The following is a 15,897-nucleotide window of genomic DNA, read 5'->3' on the forward strand; positions in this document are numbered from 1 at the left end:
GCTGCGGACGGGCATCCTGGGGCGCATATACGGAAAGTTGAAGGTTGGATTGAAGGATACCCGTGGTCATACGGGGGTGTTCACCACACGATGGCATTGCAGCGCAAACACATGCTTCGTGTCGGGGCGGTGGCCGCCTGCGTCGGGATCTTCCTGGCCGGCGCCGATTTCGCCGTGACCGCGCTGATCGGCAACCAGACCGCGCGGCAGCTCAGCGAGCTCAGCAAGGTGGCGCTGCGCCGTTCCGAGGCCGCGATCGACTCGGCCGGATCGATCCTGAACCGTCTGATCGCGAAAGGACCGATGGATTGCAGCGCCGTCGCGCTACAGGCGCTGCGCCTTCACGTCTATCAAGGCACCATCATCAAGGACATCCGCACCGTCGATCGCGGCGGCGCGGTCGAGTGCGCGGCCTATTCCGAAACGCTCGAATTCGACAATGGCTGGGCGCGGCGCGACGAGATGTTCAAGTCCGCCGACGGCGAGCTGCGGCTGTTCCGCGTCGAGCAGTTCACCGGCGCCGCGTTCGGCGTGATGCGCGACATCGACGCGCAACGGTCGCTGGCGGCGATCCTGCGCATCGACGGCAACCTGCTGGACGTGATGCCGGTCGGCCTGCGCGCCGAGAGCAACGTCACCCTGACCCTGCCCGATGGCGAGCAGGTGGCCGGCTATCAACCCGAGACATCAGCCAAGACGCCGGCGCAGACCGTCGCCTTCACCACCGTGTCCGACCGCTATCCGCTGCAGGCCACGATCCATGTGCGACCGCAGAGCCTGAGCGCGCGCCGCGACCTCGCTTATCTCCTGACGATGCTCGCCGCCGGCACGCTGGGCGGCATGTTCGGCCTGCTGCTGGCGAGCTATCTCAGCCGGCCAGTGGACCCGGTCGCCGAGCTCGATCGCGCGCTCGCGGCCAACGAGTTCAAGCCCTATGTGCAGCCGACCTTCCGACTGAAGACCGGCGACATCGTCGGCTGCGAGATCCTGGCGCGCTGGGAGAAGCCGGACGGCCGACTGATCCCGCCGATGAGCTTCATCCCGCTCGCCGAGAGCACCGGCCGCATTGAGAAGCTGACCTGGCAGCTTCTCAAGACCGCCTTGCGCGAGCTGCAGCCGGAGATGAAGCAGGACAAGCTGTTCAAGCTGTCCGTCAACATCACCCCGCGCCATCTGCTCGGCGACCGCTTCATCGACGATCTACGCAAGACGGTCGCATCCTCGTCGGTCTCCCCCCGCCAAGTCGTGCTAGAGGTCACCGAGCGCGAGGAGCTCGCCGATCTCACCAAGGCGACTGATGTCGTGAAGGAGCTCAGCGAGCTCGGCTTCCGCGTCGCGCTCGACGACGTCGGCATCGGCCATAGCGGCCTGTCCTACATCCAGCGGCTCGGCGCGCGCATCCTGAAGATCGACAAGTTCTTCGTCGACGCGATCACCCGCGACCAGTCCGCCGTGGTGGTGGTGCAGATGCTGGTGGCGCTGGCGCGCGAGCTCGACATGTCCGTGGTCGCCGAGGGCATCGAGCATCAGGAGCAGGTCGATGCGCTGGTCGCCTGCGGCGTCGAGGAAGGCCAGGGCTATCTGGTCGCACAGCCGATGTCGCTCGGCCGTTTCAAGCAGTTCCTCGACGTGCGCCGGGCCTCGGCCGTTCCCGGCCAGGCCGGCGAGCCGGAACTGGCCGCGTGACGGCGAGCCCGCGCGCGTCGGGCACACGCCTCACTGCCTGGTCATCTGTCCGCGGATCTCGCCGCCCGGGTTCGCCTGGGTGTGGACGTTGGCGTACCATTTGCCGGCCAGCAGATCGGCCGCCTGCGCATCGGTGATCACGGCGGAGCCCGTGATCGGCGGCTCCGGGCTCTTGAACGGCAGCACGATGCCGGCGTTCTTGCCGGGCTCGCTGGGCCCGTGGAAATGCGCGCCGATCGGCGGGCCGCTGAGGCCGGAGAAGGTAACCTTCCAGCTCAGCGTCTTGGTTGCGGTGTCGAAGCTCGCTTCGGCCGCGCCCGACGCGGCGGACGCGTTCGGCGGCACCTCGTTGGCTGCCTTGAGTTCAGACTTCAGAACGACGGTTTCAGCATGAGCGAGTGGCGCGGCCGCGACGCAGGCGACGGCGAGCAACGCCAAATGAACGAATGTCCGTCCCATGGTTTTCCTCCTAAATCGTTTTGTGCAGTCTCGGTGTTCGAGACCCCACGGGCAAGCCGATATTCCGTGGCACGCGTTAACAGCCCAGGCATGGGCAGCGGCCCAGGCCGCGTTGATTGAACAATCCCGACCCCTGTGCCAAACAGGACGGGAACACAAAGGCCTCGAAAGAAAGCCATGGCGGATCGAATGGTTGCTTCCAAGACGGCGCGCGGCAAGGTGGGGCGGCCTCCGCTCGAACGTGCCGGCGAGGTCGAGGAGCGCATTCTCGACGCGGCAAAGACCGTGTTCCTCGCAAACGGCTTCGAAGGCGCGAGCGTCGACGAGATCGCGCAGACCGCGCGCGCCGGCAAGCCGACCATCTACGCGCGATTTCCCAGCAAGGCCGCGCTGTTCGCGGCCGTCATCGGCCGCCAGGCCGCGCGCAACACGCAGTATGAGAACCTGGTGCCGCAGGGCCGCACCTTCCGCGCCCGGCTGATCAGCCTCGGGCTCACCTTGATCGAGCGCGCCTTCGTCGAGGACACGATCGGCCTGATGCGCACCGCGATTGCGGAAAGTCCGCGCTTTCCCGAGCTGACGCTCGAGATCCAGGACACGGCGCGCAAGCGCGCCACCTGCAATGTGAGCCATGCGATCGGCGAGCTCGCGCGCGCCGAAGGTCTCGCCGGCAAGGGCGCCTTCTCGGCCGACCGCATCGAGGACAGCGCACGGATCTTCCTCGATCTCGTCGTGTTCGCCGTGCTGATTCGCAGCCTGCTCGGCGAGGACATGCGCGCCCTGAAGAAGGAAGCCCAGGCGCATGTCGAGAAGCGCGTCGACTTCTTCCTCGCCGCGACGACGTGATCCTAAATCTTTTTGTCCTTCCGCAGCTCCGGAAAGATCGTCTCGTCCTGCAGGATGACGTCCGCGGTGCGCTGATAGTGCGCTGTGAGCAGCGCAACCGCGCGTTCGGTGTCGGCGTCGAGCACGGCGTTTACGATGTCGGCGTGCTCATCGCCGACGGGGCGTGACGGAAACGCCTTGCGGATCGACAGCCGGCGGTAGCGATAGAGCTGGTCGGCAAGCTGGCCGCAGAACGCGATCAGCGATTGCGAACCGCAGTTCGAGATCAGGACCCGATGATAGATCCGGTGCAGCCTCTCCCACTCCGGATTGTCCTCGAACGTCGTCGCGCTGAGCGAGCGCGGCGCGCGGCTGAGCCGATGCTGCGCCAGCACCAGTTGCTCCTCCCAATCAGGCGTCGCCGCCGCCATCGACTCGCGCAGCGCCAGCGCCTCGACCCAGCAGCGCGTCTTGGTCAGCTCGGCGAGCTCGGCGCGGCTGATGTCCTTGACGTAGAAGCCGCGCTGCTCGCGCACCTCGACCAGTCCGTCGGCAGTCAAGCGGTTGAGCGCCTCGCGCAGCGGCGTCTGCCCGGTCTGATAGGTCTCGGTCAAAAACCGCATCTGCAGCTTGCGCGACGGCGCCAGCCGGCCGGACAGCAGGTCCTCGCGCAGCCGGTCATACACATGACTCGCCTGGGTCGACGGGCCCTGCCCTTCGGCCTCCAAAACCGCATCCACGTCCGATCTCCTCTGAATCAGACGACATATATAGAGCCGGGCCACAGAACATAAAATTTATAAATTCTGATTGATTTCGATTTTTTCTGTAATAAAAGGGGCGAGCCGGTTTCGCCGGCCATGGACAGAAACGTCGCGCGTCCTCACCCGGGCATCGCGCAGGAGGACACGCTCATGACCCGGTTTCCGGTCGCGGCTCTGCGCAGCGTCGATCTGGGCACGCCAGATCTCGCGCGTTCGGAAGCGTTCTATCGACAGACCTGGGGGCTGGAGCGCGTCGCTGAGGCCCACGGCATCGTCTACCTCCGTGCAACCGGCAGCGACCATCACGTCGTGGCGCTGCACCGGAGCGAGCGCACCGAGCTGCAGGCGGTGACATTCCGCCTCGCCGATTCCAGTGAATTCGATGCCGTCGGCCGCAACGCCATCCATGAAGGCGCGACGCTGATCGCAGCGCCAGCGCCGAACCTCGGCCCCGACGGCGGCGTGATCATGAGCCTGCGCGGCCCCGAAGGCGGCGTGCTGCGCTTCGTGCATGGCGACATCAGGCACGACGCCAAGCCGCCGCGGCCCGAGCTCCCGGAGCGGCTCGCCCACGTCAACCTCAACAGCACCGATGTCGATCGTTCGGCGGCATTCTACCAGAAGGCGCTCGGCTTCCGCCTGACCGACCGCTCCGCGGCGATGGCCTTCGTTCGCTGCAATTCGGACCACCATGCCGTCGTGATCGCTGCGGCGAAGGTCAACGGGCTCAACCACGTCGCCTTCCTGATGCCGACCTGGGAGGGCGTGATGCGCGGCGCGGGCCGCATGATCGATGCCGGTCATCCGATCGCCTGGGGTGTCGGACGCCACGGCCCCGGCGACAATGTCTTCGCCTACTTCATCGATCCTGTCGGCACCGTGATCGAATACACCGCCGAGGTGCTGCAGGTCGACGACGACTACGTCGTGCGCGGGCCGGAGCATTGGGTCTGGCCGCCCGGCCGCACCGATCAATGGGGCATCGCTCCGCCCAAGGCCGAGCACGTCAAGGCCGCGCAGCTCGCGGTCGGCTACGCCGCCTGACTCATTCTCCAACTCCGAGTTTCCATGTCCGCCACGTCAGATCACAAGCATTTCGAGGCCGTCATCATCGGCTTCGGTCCGACCGGCGCCATCGCCGCGAGCCTGCTCGGCACGCAGGGCATCAAAACGCTCGCGATCGACCGCGCTATCGACATCTATGACAAGCCGCGCGCGATCGCGCTCGATCACGAGATCATGCGGCTGTTCGACAATCTCGGCATCGCCGAACAAGTCAGCCGCTACGTCGCGCCGTTCCCCGCGTCCGAGCATTTCGGCGCGCAAGGGCAGTTGATCCGCCGCATCGACATGGTTGGCGAGCCCTATCCTCTCGGCTACACGCCGAGCATGGTGTTCACGCAGCCGCCGGTCGAACAGGTGATGCGCGATCGTGTTCGCCGCTGTCCTTCCGTCACGGTCGAGCTTGGCACGACCTTCGTCGCAATCCGGCAGGATGCAACGGCGGCGACCATCACGCTGCAGCGGGCGGACAGCACGATGCGCGAGGTCACCGCGGACTATGTCATCGCCTGCGACGGTGCCTCGAGCACCGTGCGCCAGCAGCTCGGCATCAGCTTCGACGATCTCGACTTCGACGAGCCGTGGCTGGTGGTCGATCTTCTCGTGAATGACGGCGGCGTCAGCAAGCTCCCGGCCACCGCAGCCCAATTCTGCAATCCCGCGCGTCCGACCACCTACATCATGGGTCCCGGCGACCATCGTCGCTTCGAGATCATGCTGCGAGCGGGGGAAGACCGCCAGGCGATGGAGCAGCCGGAGCAGGTCTGGCAGCTGCTTTCCCCCTGGCTCAGGCCCGAGGACGCCACGCTGTGGCGCGCGGCAAGCTATCGCTTCCATGCGCTGGTCGCAAGCCGCTGGCGCCAGGGCCGCGTCCTGCTCGCCGGCGATGCCGCGCATCAGCAGCCGCCCTTCATCGGCCAGGGCATGTGCCAGGGCCTGCGCGATGCCGCCAATCTGTGCTGGAAGCTCGCGCGCGTGTTGCGCGGACAATCGACCGCGGCCCTGCTCGACAGCTACGAGATCGAGCGCAGCACGCATGTGCGCGAGCTGACCACGCGCATCAAGGCGATCGGCCGCGTCATCTGCGAGCAGGATCCGGAGGCCGCAGCGGCACGCGATGCGCGTATCCTTGCCGAAGGCGGCGGCGTGCCGCGCACCATCACCCGGCAGGAGATCGTGCCGCCGCTGACGCAGGGATTGCTCGCGACCAAGGCAAACGCGGCCAATGGCACGCTGTTTCCGCAGCCCTGGATCGTCGGTGATGGCGGGCGTGCCCTGCTCGATATCGTCGCCGGCACCGGATGGCGGCTCGTCCTCGACGGGCGGGGTGCGCTGAACTCGAGCTCGATCGACGCTGCCACCCGCGACGCCGGGATCAGTGTGATCGTCATCGGCGGTCACGGCTTGCACGAGGAGAGCGCCGTCGTCGCACGCTGGTTCGAACGCCACGGCTGCAGCGCCGCGCTGGTGCGACCCGACCATTATGTCTACGGCGTCGCGACGGACGCGCCGGAGCTCGCCGCGCTGCTGAGCGAGTTGAACGAACGACTGCACTAATCAAAACAAGAGACTATCAAACGGGGAAACGCCATGACGACATCATCCGACACCGCCAGACCCAGTGTGGGAGGACGCGCGATCGCCGTCCTCGTCATGCTGTTCCTGTTCCAGACGCTGAACTTCTTCGACAAGCTGGTGTTCGGCCTCTCGGCCGTGCCGATGATGAAGGAGCTGGGTCTGAGCCCGAAGGAGTTCGGCCTGATCGGCAGCAGCTTCTTCCTGCTGTTCTCGCTGTCGGGCATGGCGGTCGGCATGTTCGTCGTCGGCCGCTTCCCGGTGAAATGGCTGCTCCTGATCATGGCCGGCGTCTGGTCGGCGACGCAGATCCCGATCTTCTTCTCCGGCTCGATCGCCGTGCTGGTGATCTGCCGCATCATCCTCGGCGCCGGCGAAGGGCCGGGACTGCCGACCGCGCTGCACGCCTGCTACAACTGGTTTCCCGCCGACCGGCGCAGCGTGCCGAGCGCCGTGGTGCTGCAGGGCATCAGCGTCGGTCTCTTGGCCGGCGGTCCGATCCTGACCTATGTCATCGTGAGCTATGGCTGGCGCACCGGCTTCCTGTTCTGCGGCCTGCTCGGCCTCGCCTGGATGCTCGGCTGGTTCTTGGTCGGCGGCGAAGGCCCCTACTCCGCCCTTGCGCCGGAGGCTTCGGCGGCGAAGGACAAGGCGTTGCCGGCGCGCGTGCTGTGGGCCGATCCGACCGTGATCGGCGTCATCATCATGTCGACCGCGTCGTACTGGATCGTCGGCATGTCCGCGACCTGGCTGCCGCCTTTTCTGCAGCTCGGGCTCGGCTACAAGCAGGTCGATGTCGGCTGGATCATCTCAGGGATCTATCTGTTCCAGTCGCCGCTGCTGCTCGGCGGCTCCTGGCTGACGCAGGTTCTGCAGCGCAAGGGCTTCAGCCTGCGCGCCTGCCTCGGCCACGCCTCCGGCCTCGCGCTGCTCGCCGCCGGCTGTGCGCTGCTGCTCAGCATCGTCACGACGGGTCCGCTGCAGCTCGCCTGCATCGCGATCGCCTTCGCCGCACCGAGCCTCACCACGATCTTCGGCCCCGTCGCGCTCGGCGCCGTGGCGCCGGCGATCCAGCGCGGCCGGCTCATCGTCGTGATCTACTCCGGCAACGCGGCATCCGCGCTGGTGTCGAATGCGCTCACCGGCTGGATCGTCGGCGAGGCCGGAAACAACGCGCCGCTCGGTTACGCCCACGCCATGACATTCACCGCCGGCGTGCTGATCGTTGGTGCCATCTCGGCCTTCGCGCTGATCTTCCCGGAGCGCACCATCGCGCGCTTCGCGAAATCGGCGCAAGAACCGGCTTCTCCCTCCGCCGTAGCGGCGGTTTCGACCTGAGGACATCGGATGAGATTTGCAAGCTTCACCATCGACAATGCGCCGACCTGGGGACTGGTCGAGGGCACTGAGATCGCCGATCTCGGTGCTATCCTGCGCGACCGCTTCCCCGACCTGAAATCGGCGATCGCAGCGGACGCGCTGAAGGAGGCGGCCGCAGCGGCCTCGGGCGCGAGGCGGTATCCGCTCTCCGCCATCAGCTTCCTGCCGGTGATCCCGAACCCGGACAAGATCCTCTGCATCGGCCTGAACTACGAGACGCACCGCAAGGAGACCGGCCGCTCCGAGGTCGAGAACCCCACGGTGTTCGGCCGCTTCGCCAACAGCCAGACCGGGCATCTCACCGACATCATCCGCCCGCGCGTCTCGACCGATCTCGATTTCGAGGGCGAGCTCGCCGTCGTCATCGGCAAGCCCGGCCGCTACATCCCGCGCAGCGAGGCTTGGCAGCACATCGCCGGCTATGCCTGCTACAATGAGGGCAGCGTCCGCGACTTCCAGCGCCACACCCACCAGTTCACGCCGGGAAAGAATTTTCCCGCGACCGGCGCGTTCGGCCCGTGGCTGGTCACATCCGACGAGATCGACGATCTCGGCCCGCTCAGGCTGCAGACCCGGCTCAACGGCGAGGTCGTTCAGGACGCCACGATCAGCCAGATGATCTTCGATATCCCGCGCCAGATCGAATACTGCTCGTCGTTCACCCGGCTCGAGCCCGGCGACGTGATCGCCACGGGCACCCCTGGCGGCGTCGGCTCCCGCCGCACGCCGCCATTGTGGATGAAGCCCGGCGACATCGTCGAGGTCGAGATCGACCGCATCGGTCTGCTGCGGAACGGCATCGCGGACGAGACGCTGTGAGGGCCCCTGATGTTCTTGACCGTCATTCCGGGGCAGCCCGCCAGGGCTGAACCCGGAATCTCGAGATTCCGGGTTCGATGCTTGCGCATCGCCCCGGAATGACAGCCGAACAACAGTGCCTACTCAATGCGCCATCGCCGGCCCGCCGCCGAGCTTGACCTTGCGGAGCGTCAGCGCCAGCGGAATCGCCGACAGCGAGATCAGCATCAGCGCCCAGTAGACGTCGACATAAGCGAGCAGCGACGACTGCATCTGCACGGTCTGGCCGATCCAGGCGAGCGCCTGCTGCTGCGCCTGGACCAGCGAGCTGCCATGCGCGGTGAAGTAGTTGGTCAACTGGTGCAGCGTGTCCTGATAGGCCGGATTGGACGGAATCGCATTCTCGACCAGCCGGCTCTGGTGGAACTGCGCACGGTGCGCCAGGATGTTGGCCGCCAAGGACACGCCGATCGAGCCGCCGGTGTTGCGCGCGGCGTTGATCAGCGCCGAGGCCTGATCGGTCTTCTCAGGCGGGATGCCGTTGTAGGACGCCGTGGTGATCGACAGGAAGATCAGCGGCAGGCCAATTCCGATCAGCATGCGGGATTCGGCGAAGAACCAGAAATCCACATTGGCGTAGACCCGGGTGAGGTCGTACATCGCGAACGCCACGACGGCCGCGCCCGTCATGATCATGTATTTGGGCTGCACCTTGCCTGAGAGGCGCCCGACCACGAACATCATCGCCATCGTCACGAGGCCGCCCGGCGACAGCACGAGGCCGGCCCAGGTCGCGGTGTAGCCGAAATCCTGCTGCACCATCTGCGGCAGCATCTGCGTGGTGCCGAGCAGGATCGCACCGGTCGCCAGCATCACCAGGAAGCTGGCGCCGAACTGGCGCGACGCCAGCATGCGGACATCGACCGTCGGACTTTTCTGGTTCATCTCCCACGGGATCATGGCGATGAAGGCCGCGACGCAGACCGCGGCGGTGACCATGATGAAGCGCGAGTCGAACCAGTCGTCCTCCAGGCCGCGATCGAGCATCAGTTCGAGCGCGCCGAGGAAGGTCGCGACGAGAAGGAATCCGACGACATCGAAGCCGTGCGCCTGCTTGCGACGCTCCGCCGTGACTGCGGCCGGCTCCTGCAGGATCAGGCCGATCAGGATCATGGCACCGACACCGACCGGGCCGTTGATCAGGAAGCACCAGTGCCACGACGCGTTGTCGGAGAGATAGCCGCCGAGCGTCGGGCCGACCACCGGCGCCACGACGACGGCGACGCCGAACAGCGCGAAGGCCTGGCCGCGCTTTTCCGGGGGAAAGGAGTCGGCCAGGATTGATTGCGCCACCGGCACCATGCCGCCGCCGCCGAGGCCCTGCATGATCCGGAACAGCAGCAGCACCTGCAGATTCCAGGCGAAGCCGCACAGCACCGAGCTCACGGTGAACAGGCCGAGGCAGAGCAGGAAGAAGGTCTTGCGGCCGAAACGCTTGGCGAGATAGCTCGACGCCGTCAGGATGATCGCGTTGGAGACGAGATAGGTCGTCACCACCCATGAGGATTCGTCCTGGCTGACGCCCATGCCGCCGGCGATATAGGGCAGCGCGACGTTGGCGATGGTGGTGTCGAGCACCTCCATGAAGGTCGCGAGCGCAACCAGCACGGCGATGATCCAGGGACTGCCGGCGCGCGGCGCGGAGAGAGCAGCGGCCTCGCTCATGGCATCAGCCTTCTCACAGCGCAGCCTTAAGCCGCTCATAGAGCGACGGCTTGGGATCGACGCGCACGGTCGGCACCACCGACATGCCCGGCCCGAGTGCGACGTCGGTCGGCGGATCGTCCATCTCGATCTTCACGGGCACGCGCTGCACGATCTTGACATAGTTGCCGGTCGCATTCTGCGGCGGCAGCAACGAGAAGGCCGGGCCCGAGCCGGACTGCACGCTGGCGACATGGCCACGGATCTCGCGCTCGGGATAGGCATCGATCTCCAAGGTCACGGGCTCGCCGGGGCGCATCTGGTCGAGCTGGGTTTCCTTGAAGTTGGCGGTGACCCAGACCTCGTCTGGCACGAACATCGTCAGCGCCGTGCCCTGGGCTGCGAACTGACCGTCGGCGGCGCTGAGATTGACGACGCGGCCGGACTGCGCCGCGGTCACGGTGGTGTAGGACAGATTGAGCTGCGCCTGGTCGCTCTGTGCCTGGGCTTGCGTGAGGTTGGCCTCGGCGCTCTCGCGCTGCGCCTTCAGCGACTCCAACTGGCGCTGCGCGACCGAGAGGTTGGCCTGCGCCGAGGTCAGCGCCGCCTTCTGCTGCTGGAGCTGCGATGTGTATTGCTGCTCGCTCTGCACCGTGCCGGAGCCGGTGCGGGCGAGGTCCTGATAGCGCTTGGCCTGCTGCTCGGCGAAGGTCAGCCCGGCCTGGGCCTGCTCGACCTGGGCCTGGCCCGCGGTGATCTGCGCCTGCTGCACCTCGATCTGCGCATCGATGTTGCGGATCGCCGCCTGCGCCGACTTCACCTGCGCATCGGCCTGCGCCAGCGCAGTCTTGTAGTCGCGATCGTCGATGCGCGCGATCACGTCGCCGGCTTTGACGTGCTGGTTGTCGGTGACCGGGACGGCGGTGATGTAGCCGGAGACTTTTGGCGCAATGGAGAACTGGCGGGCCGCGATGAAGGCGTCGTCGGTGGTCTCATAGCGACCGGCCGCATCGTAGTAGACGTAGCCGCCGGCGCTGACGGCGAGCAGCAGCACGAGACCCAGCGCTGCCCCAAGCGGATGCCGCCGGATCAGGCTCCTCCGGGACCCCTCCTGGCGCTGCCCGTGCTCCGTCGGCGACGGGCCGGGCTCCGCAGCCGGCGCCTTGGCCTCGATCTGCTGCGGAGTCTCGCCGGAGGCATCCCCGCGCCATTGCCGCACGGCACGATCGCGGGCCGAGACCGCCGGACCGTCGTTGGCCGCCGATGGGACCTCAGCCGATGACAGAGCTTGCTGTGTCATCACGTCTCCTTGAATAGAACGGAACCGTTTCGTTTCTAGAATTGGGGATTATGCAGATGGGATGCAATGGCGGACCGCGATGCGGACAGCTAAACTTTTCGTCATCGGAGGCCGCCGGCGCGCGATCCCCTGCGCCTTCACCGCGGTCCGCCGTCAGCAGGACCAACTGCGTGACGCAGCCGGGGTTGCAGCCTCACGTCATCGCGTTGACTCGATGAACTCGGCTAAATACAACACACGCATAATAAGAAATTGTTAGGGTCGGCAACCAAGCACCACAGCGGGTGCCGACATGGTCATATTGCGAGGCGCGCATGCCCGTCCGTCAGGTACCAGGCTCAGACCTGCAATACGTGCTCATCGCCTTCGACGCGACGGGGCAGGAGCGGCGAGAGGCCGACGGTTCGCTCGCGAGCGAGATGGTGGTGAACCGCCTCCAGACGCTGGGCGGGGCGGTCACCGATATTCTTCTGCTGAGCCATGGCTGGATGGGCGACGTCCCTGCGGCGATCGAGCAGTATGATCGCTGGCTTGCCGCCATGGCGGCGCTCGAAGCGGATCGGCTCGCCGCCGCGCGGCAGCGTCCCGGCTTTGCCCCCGTCATCATCGGACTGCACTGGCCGAGCCTGCCGTTCGGAGACGAGACGCTGCCATCGGGCGGCGGCGGGTTGCTGTCCGCCGACACACCGGCGGCATCGCTCGAGGCGGAGGTGGAACGCTATGCGGCCCGCATTGCCGACACCCCGGCGGCACGCGCCGACATCCGCTCGATCCTCGAGCAGGCGCGCATTGCGCCGGCGGCGGCCACGTTGCCGGACGCGATGCGCGATGCCTATCTCAGGCTGTTCGCCGCGGCCGGCCTTGCGATGGGCGATGCGAGCGGACGCCCCGGCGCCGAGCAGGACCGGTTCGATCCGTCCGTGATCGTGAGCGAGGCGCGGAGCGCGCCGGCCGACGCAACCGCCGGGACGCTGGGCCTCGGCGATGATCTGCGCGACGCGCTGCTGGCGCCGCTCCGCATCCTGTCGTTCTGGAAGATGAAGGATCGCGCGCGCCAGTTCGGCGAGGCCGGCGCTCATGATGTCCTCGTCAGACTGCAGCAGGCGGCGCCCACGGCCCGGGTTCACCTGATGGGCCACAGCTTCGGCTGCATCGTCGTGTCGGCGGCCGTCGCCGGCACGCCCGACGGCCGCGCGCTGCCGCGTCCAGTCGAGACGATGTTCCTGGTCCAGGGCGCACTGTCGCTGTGGTGCTATGCCGAGAGCATTCCGCAGGCCGCGCCGACGCAGGGCTATTTCCGGCGCACGTTGCTCAAGGGGCTCGTGCGCGGCGCCTTCGTGACCACCCGCTCGAGCTACGACCGGGCCAACGGATGGTTCTACCCGCTCGGAGCGCGGCTCAAGCAGCAATATCTGCTCGATACCGACTATCCGCTGTACGGCGCCATCGGCAGCTTCGGCGTCCGCGGCACGCATCCCCTGGGGATCGTCGACATGCCGATCCAGGATGTCGGTTTCAGCTACGATTTCGGCAGCGGCCAAGTCTACAACATCGAGGCGAGCCGCATCATCCGAAACGGCGGCGGCGCGGCCGGCGCCCACAGCGACATCGCCCACCCCGAAGTGGCGCACGCTTTCTGGGCTGCGATCCTGGCCGCGCCGATGGCCGTGCGGCCGCAACCCGGCCCGGGCGGCGGGCTGCTCGGCAGCGACATCCGCCACTTCGATCAGCAGCTCTGGCGGCAGCGGACGTTCGAGAGTGCTCCGTTCCCGGAGCAGGTGCAGAAGCAGGATCAGCAGCAGGTCGAGCCGGCCCAGCGGCAGCAACGCGAGCAGCAGCAGCGGGAGCAGGGTCAGCAACGGCAGCAGGAAGACCAGCAGCAGCAGGTTCAGCTGCAATATCCGCAATGGGTGCCGGCGCCGCCGGTCGCGCAGCCGCCCCCGTTCGAGAACCGCAAAGCCTATCCGCCCGGCGAGCAGCGCTGGATCAACGCCGGCTTCGAGGATCTCGATGCGCCGTTGAAGCCCGGCCAGTGGTACACCTTTGCTTTCGACGTCGACATCCAGCAGAGCGGCGTCTCGTCGGTGCCGCTGGCCGACGAGCAGCTGTTCCCGGAAGGGACGTCCGATGTCACCTTGACCATCCAGCTCGACAGCGACGATTTCGAGCTGTCGGACAAGAGCCGCCTGCTGCGGCTGCCGCGTACAGGCAAGTCGCGCAACAAGGCGCGGTTCGACCTGTCGCCGAAGAAATTCGGCCCGTCGGCGCTGCGGGCGACGGTCCACAAGGACGGCAATTTCGTCCAGCAGATGGACCTCGTCATCGATGTCGGCGCGGCGCCCTCGCCCCGCGTCGAGGGCGCGCATGGCCGGCCCTATTCCTCCGCCAGCGTGCTCAATCCGCGCGACGTCGGCCTGTCGATCATGCCGATCGCGGGCGGTTACGACTGTCTCGTCTGGAAGCCCGTCACGGTGCGCGCCCGGCTGCCGTTGCTGCCGGACTACCTCGCCAAGTCGATCGAGATCGCGCGTCAGGAGCTCATGAAGGTCGTGACCTATCAGAACGCGGCCGGAAGCTTCGTCTTCCAGAGCGGGATCGACATCGCCGATGCCGACCGCGACGCCGCGCTCACGATCATGGCGCGCGCGGGAGCGGCGCTGTTCACGAAGCTGTTCTTCGGCCCCGCCGCCGCGCAGGATTCCAAGGACATCGGCGAATTCCTGCGCAAGCTGACCAGCGACCGCTCCAGGCGGCTGAAGCTGCAGATCGTGGCGGAGGCGACCACGGTGCCGTGGGGCCTGCTCTATGTCGGCGATGCTTCGGCCGGCGCCAAGCTCGACTGGGACAATTTCATCGGCATGCGCCACGTGATCGAGCAGATCCCGATGCAGAACACGCCGCGCGTCTCCGACTGCCTGATCCCCAGCGACAAGCCCGAACTCAGCATCAGCGTCAACGTCAACGACAACATCGACCGGCAGATGGGCGCCGACCTCGTCGCCCAGCAGCAGCGCTTCTGGGTCGCGGAGAAGGCGGCACGCCGCAACGTCCACGTGGTCTCGCGCACGACCAGCAAGGAGCTGGTCAAGGCGCTGGCCGACGAGACCACCAACGACCAGATCCTCTACCTCTATTGTCACGCCCGGGCGACCGGCCTCGACGATCCCGGCGGTCCCGACGGCTCCAGCCTGGTGCTGACCGATGCCGGCATCACGCTGGGCGAGCTCAGCTTGGACGCCCCGACCAGCAAGCTGCTTCCCGGCAATCCCCTCGTCTTCATCAACGCCTGCGAGTCGGCCGAATTGTCGCCGGCGTTCTACGACGGCTTCGTGCCGTATTTCATGGCCAAGGGCGCGCGCGGCGTGGTTGGGACGGAATGCAAGACGCCGGCGATCTTCGCCACGGCCTGGGCGAAGCGCTTCTTCGAGAGCTTTCTCGACGGCGTACCGCTGGGTGAGACGTTCCTCAGCCTGCGCCGGGAATTTCTCCGCGAGCACGGCAACCCGCTCGGACTGCTCTACGCGGTCCATTGCGACGGCGACACCCAGGTCGCGCCATCACTGCCGCGGTTGCCGCCAACGGCCCCCGCGCCGAACGTGCAGCCGGCGCTCGGCACCGGCACCTGACAGCGTCCTCAGCGCGCCGGCTCCGGCCCGGCGAGACGCACGACGAGAGCCAGCGCGGCAACGACCGGTGGCACGACGAAGCACCAGCTGCCCAGGCGCACGAACAGCAGCGCGGCGGCGCCGCAGCCGAGCGCAAAGGCGAGCACGTTGATGGCCATCTGCATGAGCCGCGCCGGCGGCGGCGCCTGGCCCTTGTCACCGACATAGATCCTGTCGGCGAGATCGATCATCACCTGCGTCGTGGTGCCGGTCATCAGGGTCGAGGGCGGCGCGGTCGGCAGATGGATCCGGTGCACGGCGTTCTGGATCGCCATCGCCGCGACCAGCACCATGCCGGTGATGATCGCCTCGCGGCTGTCGCCATCATGGAACGCGCCGAAATGCACCGCGAGCGCGGCGCCGAGGATCAGCAGCACGAGCTTGACCGCGATAAGGATCTCGAAGGCGCGCGCCCCCCGCCGCGACAGCAAGGTGCCGGTCAGGCGTGTCGCGATCACGACCACGCAGAACACCGGAAGCGCCAGCAGCTTGGCGACCGCGCCCGAGGTCCCGAGCGCCAGCGCCGCGCCGAGCGTCACGAAGTTGCCGGTGACGTGCGCAGTGAACAGGCCCTGCAGCGCCAGGAAGCCGGCCGTGTCGACATAGCCGGCATTGACGCTGAGCAGCAGCGGCACAACGTTGCGTGACACGAATTGCGACATGTGGTCCTACCTTCGTT

General features: G+C 67.0%; 12 protein-coding genes. 7 read left to right on the forward strand and 5 right to left on the reverse strand.

The features are described from left to right. Nucleotides 1–111 precede the first annotated feature (111 nt). Nucleotides 112–1,686 carry an EAL domain-containing protein gene (locus QX039_RS02940; RefSeq protein WP_315738853.1) on the forward strand — a complete coding sequence of 525 codons (1,575 nt, stop codon included), beginning with the start codon at nt 112–114 and terminating at the stop codon, nt 1,684–1,686. Nucleotides 1,687–1,716: 30 nt separating this feature from the next. On the opposite strand, the gene QX039_RS02945 is transcribed toward QX039_RS02940, so the two are convergent. Continuing rightward, nucleotides 1,717–2,145, reverse strand: a complete 429-nt coding sequence (locus QX039_RS02945) for a CHRD domain-containing protein (protein WP_315738854.1) — start codon at nt 2,143–2,145, stop codon at nt 1,717–1,719. Nucleotides 2,146–2,334: 189 nt separating this feature from the next. Between QX039_RS02945 and QX039_RS02950 the strand changes: the two genes are divergently transcribed. After that, nucleotides 2,335–2,991, forward strand: a complete 657-nt coding sequence (locus QX039_RS02950) for a TetR/AcrR family transcriptional regulator (RefSeq protein WP_315738855.1) — start codon at nt 2,335–2,337, stop codon at nt 2,989–2,991. A gap of 2 nt (nt 2,992–2,993) precedes the next feature. Here the strand turns inward: QX039_RS02950 and QX039_RS02955 are convergent, their stop codons facing one another. Continuing rightward, nucleotides 2,994–3,710 (reverse strand): GntR family transcriptional regulator, encoded by a 717-nt coding sequence (locus tag QX039_RS02955; RefSeq protein ID WP_315712735.1) that lies wholly within the window; start codon nt 3,708–3,710, stop codon nt 2,994–2,996. A 174-nt stretch (nt 3,711–3,884) separates the two neighbouring features. Here QX039_RS02955 and QX039_RS02960 point away from each other — a divergent pair, with 174 nt between their 5' ends. Genes QX039_RS02960 through QX039_RS02975 form a run of 4 tightly spaced genes read left to right on the forward strand, consistent with a single transcriptional unit; the run spans nt 3,885 to nt 8,570 of the window. After that, nucleotides 3,885–4,778 carry a VOC family protein gene (locus tag QX039_RS02960; RefSeq protein ID WP_315738856.1) on the forward strand — a complete coding sequence of 298 codons (894 nt, stop codon included), beginning with the start codon at nt 3,885–3,887 and terminating at the stop codon, nt 4,776–4,778. Between the two features lie 24 nt (nt 4,779–4,802). Continuing rightward, entirely contained in the window at nt 4,803–6,353 is a 1,551-nt protein-coding gene (locus QX039_RS02965) for a bifunctional 3-(3-hydroxy-phenyl)propionate/3-hydroxycinnamic acid hydroxylase (RefSeq protein WP_315773337.1), read from the forward strand. 33 nt (nt 6,354–6,386) lie between these two features. Beyond that, a complete protein-coding gene (locus QX039_RS02970) occupies nt 6,387–7,709 on the forward strand; it encodes an MFS transporter (protein WP_315773338.1) in 1,323 nt (440 codons plus the stop codon). A 9-nt stretch (nt 7,710–7,718) separates the two neighbouring features. Beyond that, a complete protein-coding gene (locus QX039_RS02975; protein ID WP_315773340.1) occupies nt 7,719–8,570 on the forward strand; it encodes a fumarylacetoacetate hydrolase family protein in 852 nt (283 codons plus the stop codon). Nucleotides 8,571–8,693: 123 nt separating this feature from the next. Here the strand turns inward: QX039_RS02975 and QX039_RS02980 are convergent, their stop codons facing one another. Both QX039_RS02980 and QX039_RS02985 read right to left on the reverse strand, forming a co-directional pair. After that, nucleotides 8,694–10,274: a DHA2 family efflux MFS transporter permease subunit gene (locus tag QX039_RS02980; protein ID WP_315773341.1), complete on the reverse strand. Its 1,581-nt coding sequence runs from the start codon at nt 10,272–10,274 to the stop codon at nt 8,694–8,696. A gap of 13 nt (nt 10,275–10,287) precedes the next feature. Continuing rightward, on the reverse strand, nt 10,288–11,553 hold the full coding sequence (locus QX039_RS02985) for an HlyD family secretion protein (protein WP_315738861.1): 1,266 nt from the start codon (nt 11,551–11,553) through the stop codon (nt 10,288–10,290). 314 nt (nt 11,554–11,867) lie between these two features. On the opposite strand from QX039_RS02985, the gene QX039_RS02990 reads away from it, so the two are divergent. Then, nucleotides 11,868–15,179: a CHAT domain-containing protein gene (locus tag QX039_RS02990; protein WP_315773342.1), complete on the forward strand. Its 3,312-nt coding sequence runs from the start codon at nt 11,868–11,870 to the stop codon at nt 15,177–15,179. Between the two features lie 8 nt (nt 15,180–15,187). On the opposite strand, the gene QX039_RS02995 is transcribed toward QX039_RS02990, so the two are convergent. Continuing rightward, nucleotides 15,188–15,880, reverse strand: coding sequence for a YoaK family protein (locus tag QX039_RS02995; RefSeq protein WP_315758372.1), 693 nt, complete (start codon nt 15,878–15,880; stop codon nt 15,188–15,190). Between the last annotated feature and the right edge of the window lie 17 nt (nt 15,881–15,897).

It is taken from the genome of Bradyrhizobium sp. SZCCHNR1043, assembly GCF_032489675.1.
GTDB lineage: Bacteria > Pseudomonadota > Alphaproteobacteria > Rhizobiales > Xanthobacteraceae > Bradyrhizobium.

Bases quoted from the DNA above. Each gene is read 5' to 3' on its own strand.
- QX039_RS02940 (WP_315738853.1), top strand. From the start codon at position 112: ATGCTTCGTGTCGGGGCGGTGGCCGCCTGCGTCGGGATCTTCCTGGCC.
- QX039_RS02945 (WP_315738854.1), bottom strand. From the start codon at position 2,145: ATGGGACGGACATTCGTTCATTTGGCGTTGCTCGCCGTCGCCTGCGTC.
- QX039_RS02950 (WP_315738855.1), top strand. From the start codon at position 2,335: ATGGTTGCTTCCAAGACGGCGCGCGGCAAGGTGGGGCGGCCTCCGCTC.
- QX039_RS02960 (WP_315738856.1), top strand. From the start codon at position 3,885: ATGACCCGGTTTCCGGTCGCGGCTCTGCGCAGCGTCGATCTGGGCACG.
- QX039_RS02965 (WP_315773337.1), top strand. From the start codon at position 4,803: ATGTCCGCCACGTCAGATCACAAGCATTTCGAGGCCGTCATCATCGGC.
- QX039_RS02970 (WP_315773338.1), top strand. From the start codon at position 6,387: ATGACGACATCATCCGACACCGCCAGACCCAGTGTGGGAGGACGCGCG.
- QX039_RS02975 (WP_315773340.1), top strand. From the start codon at position 7,719: ATGAGATTTGCAAGCTTCACCATCGACAATGCGCCGACCTGGGGACTG.
- QX039_RS02980 (WP_315773341.1), bottom strand. From the start codon at position 10,274: ATGAGCGAGGCCGCTGCTCTCTCCGCGCCGCGCGCCGGCAGTCCCTGG.
- QX039_RS02985 (WP_315738861.1), bottom strand. From the start codon at position 11,553: ATGACACAGCAAGCTCTGTCATCGGCTGAGGTCCCATCGGCGGCCAAC.
- QX039_RS02990 (WP_315773342.1), top strand. From the start codon at position 11,868: ATGCCCGTCCGTCAGGTACCAGGCTCAGACCTGCAATACGTGCTCATC.
- QX039_RS02995 (WP_315758372.1), bottom strand. From the start codon at position 15,880: ATGTCGCAATTCGTGTCACGCAACGTTGTGCCGCTGCTGCTCAGCGTC.